The sequence below is a fragment of the Actinospica sp. genome, from assembly GCF_035552695.1.
Classification (GTDB): Bacteria; Actinomycetota; Actinomycetes; order Streptomycetales; family Catenulisporaceae; genus Actinospica.
The window spans coordinates 11,003-28,244 of record NZ_DASZKT010000012.1; the positions used below are offsets into that span (position 1 = coordinate 11,003).

The 17,242-nt window shown below is 69.4% G+C and carries 15 protein-coding genes; 6 read left to right on the plus strand and 9 right to left on the minus strand.

What is annotated here, in order from left to right:
• Window positions 1–250: 250 nt before the first annotated feature.
• On the plus strand, window positions 251–3,538 hold the full coding sequence (locus tag VG296_RS02680; RefSeq protein WP_325562658.1) for a lectin: 3,288 nt from the start codon (window positions 251–253) through the stop codon (window positions 3,536–3,538).
• Between the two features lie 138 nt (window positions 3,539–3,676).
• On the opposite strand, the gene VG296_RS02685 is transcribed toward VG296_RS02680, so the two are convergent.
• The 4 genes from VG296_RS02685 to VG296_RS02700 all read right to left on the minus strand — a co-directional run bounded on the left by VG296_RS02685 (window position 3,677) and on the right by VG296_RS02700 (window position 8,210).
• Window positions 3,677–3,784: a class III lanthipeptide gene (locus tag VG296_RS02685; RefSeq protein ID WP_325562659.1), complete on the minus strand. Its 108-nt coding sequence runs from the start codon at window positions 3,782–3,784 to the stop codon at window positions 3,677–3,679.
• The gene (gene lanKC / locus VG296_RS02690) at window positions 3,781–6,438 is read right to left on the minus strand and encodes a class III lanthionine synthetase LanKC (RefSeq protein WP_325562661.1); all 2,658 of its coding nucleotides are present in this window, start codon (window positions 6,436–6,438) and stop codon (window positions 3,781–3,783) included. Before lanKC ends, VG296_RS02685 begins: the two co-directional genes overlap by 4 nt.
• A 79-nt stretch (window positions 6,439–6,517) precedes the next feature.
• Window positions 6,518–7,453: an alpha/beta fold hydrolase gene (locus tag VG296_RS02695; RefSeq protein WP_325562663.1), complete on the minus strand. Its 936-nt coding sequence runs from the start codon at window positions 7,451–7,453 to the stop codon at window positions 6,518–6,520.
• Window positions 7,454–7,622: 169 nt separating this feature from the next.
• The gene (locus VG296_RS02700; protein ID WP_325562665.1) at window positions 7,623–8,210 is read right to left on the minus strand and encodes a TetR/AcrR family transcriptional regulator; all 588 of its coding nucleotides are present in this window, start codon (window positions 8,208–8,210) and stop codon (window positions 7,623–7,625) included.
• 115 nt (window positions 8,211–8,325) lie between these two features.
• Between VG296_RS02700 and VG296_RS02705 the strand changes: the two genes are divergently transcribed.
• The 4 genes from VG296_RS02705 to VG296_RS02720 all read left to right on the plus strand — a co-directional run bounded on the left by VG296_RS02705 (window position 8,326) and on the right by VG296_RS02720 (window position 12,665).
• Window positions 8,326–8,970, plus strand: coding sequence for an HAD family phosphatase (locus tag VG296_RS02705; protein WP_325562667.1), 645 nt, complete (start codon window positions 8,326–8,328; stop codon window positions 8,968–8,970).
• Window positions 8,967–10,802: an acyl-CoA dehydrogenase gene (locus VG296_RS02710; RefSeq protein WP_325562669.1), complete on the plus strand. Its 1,836-nt coding sequence runs from the start codon at window positions 8,967–8,969 to the stop codon at window positions 10,800–10,802. The genes VG296_RS02705 and VG296_RS02710 overlap by 4 nt, the downstream gene beginning before the upstream one ends.
• Window positions 10,803–10,849: 47 nt before the next feature.
• Window positions 10,850–11,833, plus strand: coding sequence for an NADPH:quinone oxidoreductase family protein (locus tag VG296_RS02715; protein ID WP_325562671.1), 984 nt, complete (start codon window positions 10,850–10,852; stop codon window positions 11,831–11,833).
• 325 nt (window positions 11,834–12,158) lie between these two features.
• Window positions 12,159–12,665 (plus strand): hypothetical protein, encoded by a 507-nt coding sequence (locus tag VG296_RS02720; protein WP_325562673.1) that lies wholly within the window; start codon window positions 12,159–12,161, stop codon window positions 12,663–12,665.
• 73 nt (window positions 12,666–12,738) lie between these two features.
• Here the strand turns inward: VG296_RS02720 and VG296_RS02725 are convergent, their stop codons facing one another.
• The 3 genes from VG296_RS02725 to VG296_RS02735 all read right to left on the minus strand — a co-directional run bounded on the left by VG296_RS02725 (window position 12,739) and on the right by VG296_RS02735 (window position 14,856).
• Window positions 12,739–13,500 carry a hypothetical protein gene (locus tag VG296_RS02725; RefSeq protein WP_325562675.1) on the minus strand — a complete coding sequence of 254 codons (762 nt, stop codon included), beginning with the start codon at window positions 13,498–13,500 and terminating at the stop codon, window positions 12,739–12,741.
• A gap of 146 nt (window positions 13,501–13,646) precedes the next feature.
• Window positions 13,647–14,027, minus strand: coding sequence for a VOC family protein (locus VG296_RS02730; RefSeq protein ID WP_325562677.1), 381 nt, complete (start codon window positions 14,025–14,027; stop codon window positions 13,647–13,649).
• A gap of 22 nt (window positions 14,028–14,049) precedes the next feature.
• The gene (locus tag VG296_RS02735) at window positions 14,050–14,856 is read right to left on the minus strand and encodes an aminoglycoside 3'-phosphotransferase (protein ID WP_325562679.1); all 807 of its coding nucleotides are present in this window, start codon (window positions 14,854–14,856) and stop codon (window positions 14,050–14,052) included.
• Window positions 14,857–14,879: 23 nt separating this feature from the next.
• Here VG296_RS02735 and VG296_RS02740 point away from each other — a divergent pair, with 23 nt between their 5' ends.
• Window positions 14,880–15,590, plus strand: coding sequence for a DsbA family protein (locus tag VG296_RS02740; protein ID WP_325562681.1), 711 nt, complete (start codon window positions 14,880–14,882; stop codon window positions 15,588–15,590).
• Here VG296_RS02740 and VG296_RS02745 read toward each other — a convergent pair.
• Both VG296_RS02745 and tmpA read right to left on the minus strand, forming a co-directional pair.
• Entirely contained in the window at window positions 15,551–16,135 is a 585-nt protein-coding gene (locus VG296_RS02745; protein ID WP_325562683.1) for a phosphonate degradation HD-domain oxygenase, read from the minus strand. The two genes, VG296_RS02740 and VG296_RS02745, sit on opposite strands and share 40 nt — an antisense overlap.
• Window positions 16,135–17,241 (minus strand): 2-trimethylaminoethylphosphonate dioxygenase, encoded by a 1,107-nt coding sequence (tmpA, locus tag VG296_RS02750; protein WP_325562688.1) that lies wholly within the window; start codon window positions 17,239–17,241, stop codon window positions 16,135–16,137. The genes VG296_RS02745 and tmpA overlap by 1 nt, the downstream gene beginning before the upstream one ends.
• Window position 17,242 lies beyond the last annotated feature (1 nt).

A 17,242-nucleotide genomic window follows, 5' to 3' on the forward strand; every position in this document is an offset into this window, starting at 1 on the left:
CGCGCGATATGCGCATGCGCACTCTCGCCTTCTCGATGGATTGTGGGTAACGCGCGGGGTCTCGGATCCCGAGGCTCCGTAAGCGTTTACGGCGCATGGTGCGGCGCAAAATTGGTCTAGTCAACTAGTTCGGCAGGTTCCGGAACCGGGCGCGCGCCGAACCTTAAGAATCCCTTGACAGGCGCTCGGTTCTGCGGGATCGTCACACGCGAGCATGACAACGTTGTCAGATCCCTGAGGAGACACCCTCGTGTCAACGCTGCGACCCACGCATCAGTCGACCCTCAACCGCAGGACCCGAATACGCGCCGCGCTGCCCGTCGTGGCCGCGCTCACCCTCGGCCTCGGCACCCTCGCCCCGGCCGCCTCGGCCGTCACCCGGGCCCCGATATCCAAGAGCGCCCTCGTCACCGACCCCGCCTCGTATGTCAATCCCCTCATCGGGACGACGAACTCGGCGGACGACTTCCCGGGCGCGGACATGCCGTACGGCATGGTCCAGTGGAGCCCGGACACCCCGAGCCGCCCCGACGGCGGCGGCTACGAGTACACCGATTCCTCGATCACCGGATTCAGCCTGACGCACATGTCCGGGCCGGGCTGCCCGGCCGAGGGCGACGTGCCGATCCTGCCGACCGTCGGCGCCGTGGACACCGGTGCGACGGACGCCTTCTCGCACACCGGCGAGAGCGCGTCGCCCGGCTACTACTCGGCGCAGACGTCGAACGGCGTCACCACCGAGCTGACCACCACGACCCGCACCGGCATGGCCCGCTTCACCTTCCCGGCCACGACGCAGGCCAACCTGATCTTCAAGCTCAACGGCAGCGCCAACGGCGACGCGAACACCCAGTTCAACGTCGTCAGCGACACCGAGGTCACCGGACAGGTCACCAGCGGCGCCTTCTGCGGCGCGGCGAACACGTACACGGTCTACTTCGACATGGTCTTCGACCACCCGTTCACCACGGACGGGACCGACGCCGTCGCCGCGACCCTCAAGGCGCCCGCGACCGGCGGGGCGTCGAAGAACTCCGCGGAGCCGAAGAACAAGCCGACGCTGCACGGCGCCGTTCCCAAGACAACGCTGTCAAAGGCGGCCACGAGCTCCACGGTCAACGACGGCTACGTCACCTTCGACACCTCGAACAGCCAGGTGGTCCAGGCGAAGGTCGGCGTGTCCTACGTCTCCACGTCGAACGCGACCGCCAACCTCAAGGCCGAGAACTCTGCCTGGAACTTCAACTCGACGAAGGCCGCGGCGGCGAGCGCGTGGAACAAGCAGCTCGACCAGATCCGGATCGAGGGCGGCACGGCGGATCAGGACACGGTGTTCTACACCGCGCTCTACCACGCCTCGCTGCACCCGAACGTGGTCAGCGACGTCAACGGCCAGTACCCCGGCTTCGACGGCAAGCTGCAAACCGTCGACTCGGGCCATTCAGCCGAATACGGCAACTACTCGGGCTGGGACATCTACCGATCCCAGGCGCAGCTCGAAGCGCTGATCGATCCGCAGATCGCTTCCGACACGGCCCAGTCCATGCTCGACGACTACGCGCAGACCGGCCTGTTCCCCAAGTGGTCCAACAACAGCGGCGAGACCTACGTCATGGTCGGCGACCCGTCCGATGAGATCCTCGCGGACTACTACGCCTTCGGCGCACGCAACTGGAGCACGTCGACCGCGCTCAAGGACATGGTCGCCGAGGCCACGGCCAAGAACAACGACCGGCCGGGCCTGAACTACATCAGCGGTTCCGGCGCGCCGGGCTATCTGCCGGCTGACGGAACGTACGCCTGCTGCAACTTCTACGGACCGGTGTCCACGCAGCTGGAGTACGACTCGGCCGACTACGCCATCGCCTCGCTCGCCAAGGCGACCGGTGACACCGGCGACTACACGACCTTCGCGAGCCGCGCGAACAACTGGACGAACGTCTACAACCCGGCGTCCGGCTTCATGGAGCCGCGGATGGCCAACGGCGCCTGGCTGACGGGCTTCAACCCGTCCAGCGGCACCGACTTCGTCGAGGGCTCGTCCTGGCAGTACACCGGCATGGTGAACTTCAACATCGCCGGGCTCGCCGCGGCGGCCGGCGGAGCGGCCAACTATTCGAGCACGTACCTCGACAAGACGCTCTCGTCCCTCGACGGCTCCAACGGCTACGCCGACTTCAGCAACGAGCCGAGCCTCGAACTGCCGTGGGAGTACGACTACACCGGCCAGCCGTACAAGACACAGGCGATCATTCGCCAGGTCCAGGACCAGATCTGGACCAACTCGCCCGCGGGCCTCGCCGGCAACGACGACCTCGGCGAGATGAGCGCCTGGTACGTCTGGTCCGCGCTGGGCATGTACCCGGAGACCCCGGGGACCTCGACCCTCGCGCTGGGCAGCCCGCTGTTCCCGAAGGCGGTCATCAAGCTGCCGAGCGGCAAGAGCCTGACGATAAACGGCACCGGCGCCGCGGCCGCGGCCCCGTACGTGCAGTCGGCGACCTGGAACAGCGGATCGTGGACTGACGCGTACACGCCGACCGCCGCGCTCACCAAGGGCGGCACGCTCTCGTTCACGCTGGGCACCACCCCGAACACCAGCTGGGCGAGCCTGCCGACCGACGCGCCGCCGTCCGACTCCACGGGTGAGGCCTCCGTCGTCGCCGCGGCCGCGCCGGGTTCCGGGCTGATCCTGGCCCCGGGCGCCGGTGGCAGCGCGAAGCTGGTCGCGTCCAACCTGACCGGGACCGCTGCCTCGGTGAAGTGGTCGGAGAGCGGGAGCGGAGTCACGGTCAGCCCGTCGTCCGGCACGCTGAGCATCGCCGCGCACTCGACGGCGAGCGTCGCGCTCACCGTGACGGCCGGTCAGACCGAGGGCGCGTATCCGGTGACGTTCGCGTTGTCGTCCGGCAGCACCAGCCTGCTGCCGAGCACTCTCAACGTTGACGTCGCCACGCCGGGCGAGCTCTGGCCGTACTACACCAACATCGGCATCTCGACCGACGGCGGTTCCAGCGCGGCCGACTACGACGGCGACGGCTACAGCTACTCGGCCAACGCCCTCGCCGCCCAGGGCGTGACACCCGGCGGGACGATCACCTCGGACGGCGTCACGTATCCGTGGCCGAACGTCCAGGCCGGACAACTCGACAACATCGAGGCGAACGGCCAGACGATCCCGCTCGCGCCGACCACCGCGACGAAGATCGGCCTGGTGGGCAGCGCGACCAACGCCCCGAGCACCGGCACCACCGGCACGCTCACGGTGAACTACACCGACGGCAGCACGCAGCAGATCCCGGTCAACTTCGGCGACTGGACGCTGGGCGCGGGCAGCGAGAAGCCCCCGACCGGCGACCAGACGGTCGCGCAGACCACGTATCGCAACGCCAACGGCGGGTCGTCGAACCAGACGGTCGACACGTATCTGTTCGCCTTCGACGGCACGCTCACGGCGGGCAAGACGGTCGCGAGCGTGACCCTGCCGAGCCCGAGCAACGGAGACTTCCACGTCTTCGCGATCGGCTTCGCGCAGTAGGAACGCGGTAGGAACGCAGTGGGAACACAGCGGTAGGAACAAACGAAAGCACTTCGGCTCCGGTCCGATCCCTCGCGGGAACGGCCGGAGCCGAAGCTTTCCGAGCCCCGTCGTATTAGGGCCGAGAACGGCGGGTGCTCAGCACTCCAGACCGCTGAGCTGGCTAAACACCGTGGTGGTGGGCTCCGCTTCCGGGCTCTCCACGTCGGTGGGCGTCAGGGTCTGCAGCTTGAGGATGGTCTTCAAGGCGCAGCACCTCCTTTCTCATTTCGGGTGTGGGGTAACCCGGCGTGGCCCCGTGGCCGCCGGGAGTCGAGGAGCGGCAGTGCGCCGCGTTCTGTGCTGGCGGCCGTGACGGCGAGCAGTACGCCCGCTGCGCCGGTGCCGAGGTCCATGGACAGCCGCAGCAGTTGGCGGCCCGGCACGGCGAGGCGGCCGCGATAGGGGAGCAACTGCCAGCCGAGGCGTTCCATGTGTCGGGTGACCCGGATTCGATTGTCAACGCCCGTGTCGGCCAGCGCGCTGATCAGGCCGGCGCGTCCGTCCAGCAGCCCCGGCAGCACCACGAACGGCGCCGCAGAGGCCCGGTCGATCATCGCGAGATCGCGTGCGAGCTCGTCGCTCGGCCGGTGTCGGGCCAGCGCGCGCATCGCATAGCCGATGCCCGCGCTTCCAGTCTCAAGGTACAACGAGATGCGACTTGTGCGCCGATAATAAAGTCCGCCGTCCCTGACCTGCGCCTGCGTCGCCTCGCGGGCCAGCGCCAGCTCGGCCAGGTCCAGCCAGCGCTGCTCGCCGCTCAGCTCGAAGAGCTCGACGAAGTAGACGGCCATGCCGGCCGGGCCGTTGAACAGCCCGCCTCGGCTGACGGGAGCCGGAGGAGTCAGACCGGGCCGCGCGCACAGCGCCGGATCGAGCACCAGCGCCAGGCGCTCACCGGTCGTGCGGGCCTGCTCGATCAGCGAGTCCTCGCCCCACGCGCGTCCGAAATGCAGCTGCGTCAGGCCCATCCCGGCGAGCCCGTCCGCGTATCCGGCGGTCGTCTGGCCGCGCTCGTCCTGGACCAGCGCGCGTTCCTGCGCCGCCGCGAAGACCGTGCGCGCCTGAGCGTCGTGGCCGAGCCGATCGAACGCGAGCGCGGTTCCGTGCAGGCCGGACCAGAGGCCCGGCTGCGGGTCGTGAGCTTGCGCGACGGCTTTCTCCAGCCATTCCACGTGCTGGTCGGGCACGTCGTACCCGCACTCGGCCAGCGCCCAGAGAACTCCGGCCGCGCCGTGCGCCAGGTCGATTCCGCCGGTCTGGAACTGCCGCGGATCGCCCGGGTAGAGGCGGTCCGCGCGGTCCGGTGTCGCGGATTCGAGGATCAGCTCGGCGAGATCGTCCGTGACCCGCCGCCAGCCGTCCGAGTCTCCGGGACCCGGCAGCGCGGGCTGGAAGGCCTTGGGCACCTGTTCGCCCAGCGCCTCCTCGAACAGGTCGACGACGTGCGCGGCGTAATCCGAGGGCAGCGCCGGGAACTGCGCGGCGGCCGCGTCGGCCAACTGCCGTATCTTCCCGCCGTTCAGCGCGGCGAGCTGGGTCAACGGCAGGAACAGGAACAGCCAGACGCAGGCCAGGCCGTAGATGTCCGGCGCCGTGCCGACGCGCGCCTTTGCGTGCACGTAGCCCGCTGCGCCGCCGCGACCAGCGTGCGCGGGCTTCTCGCTCAAGTCGTAGGAGAACTCGAAGTCGACCAGGCAGAGCCGATCGTCCGGCCGCACGATGATGTTCGACGGATGGACGTCGCCGAACACGACTCCGCGTGTATGCAGGGTCCTGACGATCCGCTCCAGCTCACGAGCGTGCCCCAACGCGCGCTCGACATGCGCGGCGAGTTCCTCGTCGGTCGGATCCTCGTGCGCGAGCGGATAGTTGCCCTCGTCCTCACCCTCGCCGAACAGCCAGCGATGCATCGGTGTGCCGGAGACGTACTCCTCGACGAGGAAGTGGTGCTCCCATACCTCAAGGTGCTCATACACCTCGGGCACGAAATCGCAGCCGGCGAGCTTCGCGAGCACACGCTCCTCGTCGCGCAGCCGGTCGACCGCGTCACGTCCGTCCGGATCGACCCCGGCGTACGGCCGGGCCTCGCGCAGGATGACGGTCTGTCCGTCGCGGCGGTCCGTGGCCAGGTATACGCCGCCGCCGTTCGAGTAGTGCAGGCTGCGTTCGACGTCGAAGGGGAACGCGTCCGGGTCATCGTCCTGGTCGGCGGCCTCGATCTGGCGCGCGACGAACGGCGGTGGAGTGACCCAGGCCGGAAGTTCGAAGCCGGGCCGGCGGCGGTCCGGCGCGAGCGCGCCGTCCGGCGACCGCAGCGCCGCGACGCGGTTCTCCTTCTCGTCCAGGCAGGTCAGCCGCACGAACGAGCCGTAACGCAGGTACAGCGGCCCTTCCTGCCAACGAAGATCGCTCAGGATGTACGGCCCGCGACGGCCCTTCAGCATCTCGCCGAGACCGTCCAGGATCGCGGCGAGTTCGGCCTCGTCCACCGGATAGACCGTCAGGAGTTTGCCGCTTGATCCGCGAGACGCGTACTTCGCGTTCTGCTGCGCCGCCGTCGCCGGGCCGCGCAGGAACTTGAAGTGCACGTCGTTCGCGAAGCAGTACTCCGCGACCATGCCCACGGTCTCGTCGTACTCGCCGTACGCGGCCGAGACGTGAATCTTCCAGCCCTGCTCGGGAAGCAGCTTGTCCGCGGGCAGGCACTGCACCCAGATGCCCGACTCGTGGCGCCGCCAGCCGATCGGCAGCTCCGCGTCGGCCGGCGGAAAGCGGTCCCGCGCATCCGGCGCATGACCCGGATCCTCGAAAAAGGCGCGGTCGAGCACGCAATACCGCGCATAGTCCGGTGCCCGCAAGACGCACATCCCCGATCCCCTGGCTCCCCGTCGAAACCATTCGCGAGTCTTGCCGCGAGATCGGCCACCGAACCAGGGACTAGGGCTGGCAAGAAGCTGTCTGGCAGGGAACTGACAGTGATGCGGCGTGTGTTTCCGTCGTGCCCGCAATGAACTCGGTGACCAGTGTGACCACATCCTCGTCACGCAGGATCTTGTTGTGCCCGAGCCGCGTGGTCTCGACGATGCGCGCGTCCGGCCAGGCCTCGGCGAGGATCCGTCCGCTGACGACAGGCACCACCGGGTCGTCCGTGTCGTGCACGACGAGCGCGGGCGGCAGGTCGGTGCGGCGGTTGGCGAGCCCGGTCGGCAGCACGAAATCGGCGAGCCTGGTCCCGGTGCGCCGCTCGCCGATGCCGACCATCCGGGTCCTGATCCGCTCGCCGAAGCCCAGCATCCCGGCCAGCATCCTGGTGAACGCGACGGGGTCGACCGGCGGCGCGATGAACGCGGCCTTCTCCGCCGGCACGCCGTCGAGCAGCACGGTCGCCGAGCACGCTGCGCCGAGCGAGTGACCGACCACCGCGTACGCGGGTCCGAACCGGTGAATCACCTCGGCGAGCACCCGGCTGAAGTCCGGCAGCAGGCTCTGCTTGCCGCCCAGCGCGCCGGAGCCGGAGTCGCCGTGGTTCGGCGCGTCGATCAGCACGACGCGGAATCCGCGGTCCGCGAGCCCGCGGCCGAGCGGCGCGAACTGCCCGCGCCAACCGCCCCAGCCGTGCAGCAGGTAGACGACCGGTCCGTCCTGCGGGCCGAGGAGTTCGACCGCGATATCGGAGATCCGCGGGGGCTTCGGCGCGCCGTCGCGCGTCGGACGACGTCCGCTCCAGTCCGGCAGTCGAACGCGGATCCGCCGCACCTCGCCCATCCCGCCCTCCCGCGAGCGGGCCACGGCCTGCGGGTTCGGCCGCGTCGGCGTGGCCCACAGCTTCCAGGCGACGCGAGCGCCGAGCCACGGCGCCGTGCGCTCCAACACGCCGAACACGGGACGCAGCCGGCCGACCCGGCCGCTCGCCCCGCGCGACGCGCGGCCGGGGTCCGCCGGACCGCGGTTCCCATCGGGGTTCGCTGAACCGTGGCTATCCGCACGAACGATCGTGCTTTTTTCCCTCGGCAAGACCACCGTGTGCTCCAAGTCTCTGCGGTCAGTTCCGGCGGGCGGCCGCGAGCAGCGCCTCGAAGGAGCGCCTGGCCCGCTCCGGGGCGCGCGGGTCGCCGAGCAGCCGATGCGAATGGAAGAAGCCGAGCATGATGCTGTGCAGGTCGTAGCCGAACTGCTCGGGGTCCGCGTCCTCGCGGAAATCACCCTCGGAGATGCCGGTCCTGAACATCTGCATGATGGAGTCGTTGCAGTCCCGGTGGTCGCGCACCAGCTGGTCGCGCACGGGTCCCGGCTGGTCGTCGAATTCCGCGGAGGCGGAGACGAACAGGCACTCGGCGTTCGAGTGCTGACTCACCTCGAGCCAGTGCTCGAACAGGGCGCGCACCCGGGTCTCGCCGCGCGGGGTCCGGGTCGCCGGGCGCAGCACCTCGTCGGTGAACTTGTCCCGCGCGTACGCGAGCACCGCGAGCTGCAGCGCCTCCTTCGACTGGAAGTGCGCGAACAGCCCGCTCTTCGACAGCCGGGTGCGGGCGGCGAGGTCCCCGATGGTCAGCGTGGACAGACCCTGCCGGGCGGCCACGTCCGCGGCCTGCTCCAGCACCGCCAGTCTGGTCTGCTCGCCCTTGCCCATGCTCGCCATTAAAGCACGGCCGTGCTATTTTTTCCACGCCGCCCGCGCGTCACCCTTGACGCGCCCCGCGCGGGCCGGAAATACTAAGCGGGCGCTTAGCTGAGGGAGTCTGCCAGTGTCGCACGAGGAACGCGGGCGCCCCGGCCTGCTGGTCGACTGGGGCGGGGTCATGACGAGTGACGTCTTCACGTCCTTCGCGGCCTTCTGTGCCCGCGAAGGACTGGCCGAGGACGCCGTGGCGCAGCTCTTCCGCTCCGATCTCACCGCGCGAGGCCTGCTCGCCGGGCTCGAGACCGGCTCCGTCACGGAGGACGAGTTCGAGCAGGGCATCGCGGAACTGCTGCATGTGCCCGCGGCCGGCTTCATCGGTCGGCTGATGCGCGACGTACGCGTCGAGCCCCGGATGACCGAGGCCGTGCGCATGGCCCGCCGCGCCGGCGTCGTCACCGGCCTGGTCTCGAACTCCTGGGGTTCCGGCGGATATCCGCGCGAGCAGTTCGCCGAACTGTTCGCCGGCGTCGTCATCTCCGGCGAGGCCAAGGTGCGCAAGCCCTCTCGCGAGATCTACGAACTCGGCGCCCGGGCCATCGGGCTGCCGCCGGGCCGATGCGTTTTCGTCGACGATCTGCGCGGCAATCTCAAGCCCGCGCTGGAACTCGGTATGGCCGTCGTGCACCACACCTCGGTGCATTCGACGCTCAGCCAGCTCAGCGACCTGCTCGCCGTTGACCTGTCCGTCCTGTCGAAGGGAATCCGATGAGCCACTACCGCAGCAATCTGCGCGACCTCCAGTTCAATCTCTTCGAGGTCTTCGACACCGCGAAAGCGCTGGGCCGCGGACCGTTCGCCGACCACGACGTCGAGGGCGCCCGCGACATCCTCGCGCAGGTCGAGAAGCTGGCCGTCGGGCCGATCGCCGAGTCCTACACCGATTCGGACCGCACGCCGCCGGTATACGACCGCGAGGCCAGGACCGTCGCCATGCCCGAGGGCTTCAAACGCTCGTACCGCGCGTACATGGACTCGGAGTTCTGGCGCCTCGAAGTGCCGAGCGAGCTCGGCGGCAGCCCGGCGCCGCGCGCGCTGTGGTGGTCGCTGATCGAGATGGTGCAGGGCGCGCAGGCGCCGGTGTTCATGTACGGCGGCGGCCCCGCGTTCGCCGGACTGCTCTACCGCTTCGGCACGCGCGAGCAGCAGCGCGAGGCCGAGCTGATGGTCGAGCGCGGCTGGTCGGCCACCATGGTGCTCACCGAGCCGGACGCCGGCTCCGACGTGGGCGCGGGCGTGACCCGGGCGATCCCGCAGCCGGACGGCAGCTGGCACATCGAGGGGGTCAAGCGGTTCATCACCTCCGCCGAGCACGACCTCGAGGACAACATCATCCATTTCGTGCTCGCCAGGCCGGAGGGCGCCGGCCCCGGCACGAAGGGCCTGTCGCTGTTCGTCGTCCCGAAGTACCACTTCGACCCGGCCACCGGCGAACTCGGCGAGCGCAACGGCGTCTACGCGACGAACGTCGAGAAGAAGATGGGCCTGAAGGTCTCCACCACCTGCGAGCTGACCTTCGGTCAGGACAAGCCCGCGATCGGCTGGCTGTTCGGCGGCGTGCACGACGGCATCGCGCAGATGTTCCGGGTCATCGAGTCGGCACGCATGCAGGTCGGCGTCAAGGCGATCGCGGCCCTGTCGACCGGCTATCTCAACGCGCTGGACTACGCCCGCACCCGCGTCCAGGGCCCCGACCTGACGCGCGCGTCCGACAAGAGCGCGCCGCGGGTGACGATCAATCAGCACCCTGACGTGCGCGCGATGCTGATGCAGCAGAAGGCGTACGCCGAGGGCCTGCGCTCGCTCTACATCTACACGGCCGGGTGGCTGGACCGTGCGATGCTCGCCGAGGACGCGGGCGACGCCGAGGCGGCTGCACTCGCGCACAGCGTCAACGACCTGCTGCTGCCAGTGGTGAAGGGCTTCGGCTCCGAGCGCTCGTACGCGCTGCTCGCCACCAGCCTCCAGGTCTTCGGCGGCTCCGGCTTCCTGCAGGATTACCCGATCGAGCAGTACATCCGCGACACGAAGATCGACACCCTGTATGAAGGTACGACCGGCATCCAGGGCCAGGACTTCTTCTTCCGCAAGATCGCGCGGGACCGGCAGGTCGCGTGGACGGCGCTGAGCGGCGAGGTCGAGGCCTTCCTCACCGAGATCGAGGGCGAGGACCGCCTCGAGCCCGAGCGTGCCAGGCTCGCCGCCGCCCTCGCCGACGTGCGCGCGATGGTCGCGACGCTGCTCGACTGGAGCAAGGCCTCGCGGGACCAGGCCGAGGAGGTGTACAAGGTCGGGCAGAACACGACGCGGCTGCTGATGAGCGTCGGCGACCTGCTGATCGGCTGGCTGCTCACCCGGCAGGCCGCCGTCGCGCTCAAGGCCCTCGACGCGGGCGCCGCCCCCGCCGACACGGACTTCTACCGCGGCAAGCTGGCGGTGGCGAAGTTCTTCAACGGCACCGTCCTGCCCGAGCTGAGCGCGCGTCGCGCGGTGCTGGAGCGGACCGACAACGCGCTGATGGACGTCGCCGACGGCTCGTTCTGAGATACGACCAGGACTCGTTCTGAGGCATCACCAGGAAAGGGATCATCGTGTACGCATGGCAGGCCACCGTCCTCGGCGAGCCGGAGCAGGCCCTCAGCCTGACCGACGTGCCGACGCCCGAGCCGGGTCCGGGCCAGGCGCTGGTCCGGGTGAAGGCGACGGCGCTGAACTTCCCGGACGTGCTGCTCTGCCGCGGCCAGTACCAGATCCGGCTCGAACCGCCGTTCATCCCCGGCGTGGAGCTGTGCGGCGAGGTCGTCGGCCTCGGCGAGGGAGTGGCGGAGGGGCTGCTGGGCACCCGCGTCGTCGGCAACCCGCTGCTGCCGCAGGGCGGCCTGGCCGAGTACACGCTGATGGCCGCGGCCGACGCGTACCCCGCACCCGAATCCCTCGACGACGCCGAGGCCTCCGCGCTGCACATCGCGTACCAGACCGGATGGTTCGCCCTGCACCGCCGCGCCCACCTGCAGGCAGGCGAGACAGTGCTCGTACACGCGGCGGCCGGCGGTGTCGGCAGCGCGGCCGTGCAACTCGCGAAGGCGGCCGGCGCCAAGGTGATCGGCGTAGTCGGCGGAGCGGCGAAGGCCGAGGTCGCCCGCGAGCTCGGCGCCGACCTCGTGATCGACCGCAAGTCCGGGGACTTCATCGCGGCGGTCAAGCAGTACACCCAGGGTCGCGGCGCCGACGTCATCTTCGACCCCGTCGGCGGCGACGCCTACACCGGCTCGGCCAAGTGCGTAGCCTTCGAGGGCCGCATCGTCGTCGTCGGATTCGCCAGCGGCACCGTCCCGTCCCCCGGCCTCAACCACGCGCTCATCAAGAACTACTCGATCCTCGGCCTGCACTGGGGCCTCTACAAGCAGAAGGACCCCGCCTCCGTCCGGGCCGCCCACGAGGCCCTCGTGCAGCTCGCCGACGAGGGCGCGATCAAGCCCCTGATCAGCCAGCGTCTCCCGGTCAAGCAGGCCGTCGAGGGACTCACCGCACTAGGCCGCGGCGAGACGACGGGCCGGGTCGTGGTGCTGCCGTAGCGTTCTCCGGCTGCGGTTGGTGTTCGGCCCTGCCTACGGCCCGATTACTTATCCCGCCCGCCCGTCCCTTCTCACGCGTTGCCCTACGTCGCTTCGCTCCTCGGGCGGCCGCTACGCTTCGGGCCTGCGGCGTTACGCGCGGCGTGACAGGGGGCTGGCTTCGCGTCGGCGGATTGCGGGGGAGGGTGCAACGGCACATATACCGACGTTGCCTGGAGCGTCGAAAACAGCGCGACCGGGGGCTACACCGCGACGCCGGCACAGGCCGAAACCCTCGAGGGGATCGCCGCGCTGCGGTCGTAAATGCGCTCGAACGCTCGCGTGTATGTTACTGATCGTGAACAACCAGGCCAATCCCGAGCGGTTGGCAGCCATGCCGGTCACGGCGTCGGACCAGGATCGCGTCCTGGTCCGACACCGTGACGTCGGCGTTGCGGTTGTGGGCGTTCGCGCCTTCCCGCAGGCGGTCATGTTCCAGCTCTTAGTCAAGGCCTGGTTCGCCGGTGACGAGCAGCCCAACCTCGCGTTCGGAATGCCGCACCTGCTCCGGCCGGGCAACTTCGAGTTCGGAGCTGAACACCGCGACGCCACTGGGCAATGGCAGCCGACCGTGGCGCACTTCGCCGGTGGAGGAGGCGGCGGGGGCGCGGAACCGGAAGGCATCTGGAGCTACGAGTTCAAGTGGTGGGTGGCACTCGCCGGAGACGACCTAGGCCTGAGGCTCTGGTGCGTCTGGGAAGAGCGAGGCGTCGTACCCAGGAGCATCGCAGAGTTCGACATGGATCGCCTCCTGGCCGCATCACGCGCATCCCAACCGATGTGGACGGTGTAGCTTCGTCGCCGCCGGGGCGTAGGCAGGGCCGGACGCGTACTGCGGCCCGGAAGCGTACTGTGGCCCGCAAGCCCTAAGCCTGCTCGGCCTTGGTGTCGGGCTCAGCCTCAGTTGCAGCCTCGGGCTCTGCCTTGGTCTCAGCTTCAGCTTCAGCAGTCTCAGCCTCGGCCTTAGTCTCGGCCCCGGCCTCGGTCTCAGCTGCGGCCTCGGGCTCGGGCGTGACCTCGGCCTCGGTCTCAGCCTCGGTGGCGGTCTGGGCTTCCGCGGCCTCTGCCGTGGTCTCGCCCTCAGCTTCTGCGCCAGCCGCGGTCTCGGCGGCCTCGGCTTCTGTCCCAGCCGCGGCCTTCTCGCCGAAGAGTGCGAAGAGGTTCCAGGCGTAGCAGGCCACTGCGACCATGGTGAGCAGTGCCATGGCGAAGGACGCGTCGTTGGCGGAGCTCGAGGAAGCGGTGGCGTTGACGAACGAGGCGCCGGACACGGCTGCGCCGGCGATTGCCAGCCAGCCGAGGACGGAGGCCAGCTTGATCGAGATGCCTCGCACGGTGAGGGAGAAGACGACGAGCAGGCACGCGTTGATGAACACGAGCAGTCCGAAGCCCGAGTGGGCGGCGATTTCGGCGGGGCCCTTGCTCATCGCGTTGCCGAATGAGGACAGCAGTCCCTTGCCTTGGTCGCCGGCGGGAACCTGGACGAACAGGTTCACGCGCATGCCGAGCACGGTCTGCAGGACGAGCAGGATCACCTGCGCGAAGCTGAAGTCCCGCAGCCGCCGCGCGGCCAGCGCCTGATCGTCGTCCTTGGCGGCGACAGAGGCAGCGGGGGTGGATTCACTCAAGGTCTTGCCTCTCGGTGAGTGGGGAGTGGGGAGTAGAGAGTCGGGAGTGGGATGTCGGGCACTCGGAGTCGGGAGTCGGGAGTCGGGAGTCGGGCTTGCGGCGCGGCCGCCTGCGGCTCGAAGGCATGCGGCTGACGGATCGCGGCTCAAAGACAGGTGCTGATCTCGATCAGGTTCAGGTCGGGGTCGCGCAGGTAGACGCTGCGGATCGGGCCGGTGGCGCCGGTGCGCTCGATCGGCCCCTCCTCGATGGGGACGCCGTGCGCGGCGAGTTCGTCGACCACCTGGTCCAGCGGGTCGGTCGTGATCAGGCACAGGTCGGCGCTGCCCGGCGTCGGGCGATGGGACTTGGGTTCGAACTCGTGGCCCGTCAGGTGCAGATTGATCTTGCTGGTGCCGAAGGTGAGCGCCTTGCGGCCGGCTCCGAACGTCACCTGGTCCATGCCGAGGACGCGGGTGTAGAAGTCCACGGTCGTCGCGATATCGGCGACGGTGAGCACCAGATGGTCGAGCCGGTCGATGCGCATGGCCCATATCCTAGGGGCCGCCCTAGTAACACAAATCCCACAGGAGCCGGTAGTAGGCGATCCGCTCCCAGTCGGGTTCGATGCCGTACGCGGCGAGCAGCGGTTCGGTCCAGCCGGGGCCGTAGTTCCACTCGGTGGCCAGCGTGGCGACGGCGAGGTCGGCCCAGCGGTCGGCGACGCCGAGGGTGTCGAGGTCGACGTGCGCGCACCAGTCGCCGTTGTCGTCCAGCAGCGTGTTGGGGGAGCAGGCGTCGCCGTGGCAGACGACGAGCTTGTCCACGGGCGGGATGTCGGCGAGCAGGTCGAGGCCGCGCTCGACGGTGAGGTGCCGGTGGCTTTCGTCCCACTTGCTCGGGTCCAGCGTCCCGGCCGCCGCGTGCTCCTTCGTGCGCGCGACGCGGTCCTCGGCCGACCACTCGAAGGGGCATTCGGCGACGGGCAGCGTGTCGTGCAGCGCCCGCAGGCCGACGCCGATCGCGCGTACGGCCTTTGCCGGCTCCCGCCTCCAGCGCTCGTCGACGGCCGACGTACCCGCCAGCCCGGCGGTGACGAACCAGGATCCTTCGTCGTCCGCGCCCTGCTTGATCACGCGCGGTACGACGATGTACTCGACCGCCCATCGCAGCCGCTTGATCTCCCGACTCAAGTCCACGCCGTTGCCGTGCGGCGTCCACTTGAGGAACTCGCGCGTCTCGCCCTCGCCCTCGCCGAGTTGGAACACGACGCCGCCGATCTCGTTGCACCAGACGGCGTGCGCCGCGCGTCCGGCGCCCAGTTCGGACACGATGCGGGGAGTCGCGTGGCCTCCCTCGAAGTCTGCGGGGAACATGCCGCCAGACTAATGTGATCGCCGTGACGACCGGCAGTGATTTTCCCGCGACCGAGCAGGCTGCCCCGGCAACCGCGACAGCAACCGCGACCGGGACCGCAACCGCGCCCGCGTCTCCGTTCGCGTACGGCGCCGATGACGTACCGCATGTCCTCGACGTATACGAGGACATGCGCTGCTCGTACTGCGCGACGGTCGAGCACGAGCTGGGCGGCACGATCACGGGCTTGGCCGACCGTGGCACGTACCGGATCGGCTACCACGTGGCCAACTTCCTCGACCGCGGCAACGTGCGAGGCGGCTCGACGAACTCACTGGCGGCGCTGGCCGCGGCGGCTGAGCAGGGCGTGGATCAGTTCATGGCGCTGCGTGCGGCGCTCTTCAGCTACCGGCGCACGTACGGTAGCGAGGGCCTGGCGGACCTCGACGTGATCCGCGGAGTCGTCGCACAGACCTCGGGCATCGACTTCCTGGCCGTGAGCAAGACGATCAACGAGGACCGCTTCCGCCTCTGGGCGCTGGAGGCGGGACCGGCGGCGCTCGCGTCCCTGCATGCGGCGTGGGAGGCGGCCGGTCTGCCCGGACCCGCGGGAACTCCGGCCGCGTTCCTGGACGGCAAGGCGGTGGAGGTACTCACCGAGGACGGCGTCCCGATCAGCCCTGACGAGTTCGAGGCGAACGTGCTCGCCGCTCTTCAGTCGGACTCGGCCAGCCGTTCGAGCAGCACCCGGTAGTGTTCGAACCCTGGCACGTCTGCGTCAGGGTCCTTGGCCGCCTCGTCCCAGCGCCGCAGCGTCACCGCGTCGGCCGCGTATCCGCCGCGCTCGAACTCGGCGACCTCCTCGCGGCTCATCGGCCCGCCCTGCACGCCGAGCGTGTGGACGGACGCCTCGGAGAGCTTGTCGTAGTAGCCCGGCTCGACGGCGCACAGGTAGCGCTTCGCCGCGACGTGCAGCCGAACCGGCTCCGCCACCGCCTCGGGAAACCAGGCCGCCAGCCAGTCCGCGCCCGTATGGCTGTGCCGGTTGTCGGTGCTCGCCGACATAAGCTCGTGGCCGCTGATCTCGCCACTGCTGCTCTGCCGGGTGAAGTGGCCGACGTCGTGCAGCAGAGCGGCCGCGATCAGTGCGTCAGGAGCGCCGGCCGCCTCCGCGCACGCCGCCGCCCGCAGCATGTGCTCAGCCTGTGTCACCGCCTCGCCGAGGTACTCGTTGCCGCCCTGCTCCGCGAAGAGCGTGGCCAGCTCATCGACAACATAGACAATATCTTGATTAGTCATCACAGGTCCCCGGGGTACGTACGGCGCAGAACGGCGAGCGCGCTGGCGGCGGAGTCGAGGTCGGCGTAGCAGCCCTGCAGGTGGCGACGGCCGCTCGCGGTGAACCCGGTGCGTGCGTGCAGGGTACGGGTGTTGTCGAATACGACGCAGTCGCCGGGCTCCAGCCGGAAGTCGAGGCGCGCCTCGTCGCGGTAGAGCAATTCGGCGAACGCACGGTACGCCGCGTAGAAGGGCACGATCTCGTCCGGCGGCAGCGCTACCGGGCGCATCGAGCGGTTGTTGAACCGGATCTGCGTAATCCGTCCGAGGGCGTCCAGGCCGATCAGCGAGTCTGTCGCGGTGAGCTCGGCCTCGGCGTCTAGGTAGCGGAAGGCGACCGGCGTGCGGGTGATCAGGTCAAAGGCGTCCGGCTGCTCGCGACGCAGCGTGGCTGCCGCGTGGAAGCCGTCCACGAGCCCTGAGTCGCCACCCTCGGCCGCGTTCGTCAGGCAGTGCAGAAGCTGGATCGTCGGCACCGGGTCGCGGTACGGGTTGTCCGTGTGCGGTGTGATCGGCAGCGAACTGAACGCGAGGTTCGCCGGATTCTCTTCGACCCGCACCTCGAACAGTTCGCCGTAGTTCGTCCTGCGCACGAAGCCGAAGGCCTGCGCGACCGAAAGCACCGCGCGGTCCTCGACGGCAACACCGTGTAGCAGGAAGAACCCCTTGACCAGGAGGGATTCCAGGCAGTCGGCACGTGTGGCCGGATCTTGGGCGAACGCGTCCCTCGTCGCGGATGGAAGCCCGTCGGCGAAGTCAGCGGCCTGCCACAGAATCTTCGCGTCCTCGGCGCGATCGGAATACGGCGGCGAACGGCCGGGCCGGTGCTCCGCAAGCCAGGCCGCGTCGAAGCGCGACTTGTGCCCGTCCGGCGCGAAGACGACCTCGACGCAGCCGTCAGGGGTCTGATCAAAGCGCTCGATCCGCACCTCATCCGGCAGTGGAATATCCGTGATGCCGAACAGCTTCTGGCCGCTTCCGGGCAACGCGCAGTCGCCGCACGGGCAGTTGTCGCGCAGCCAGACGGCCGGATAGCGCTCACCGTCCCCGAGTATGAGCTCCCGCACC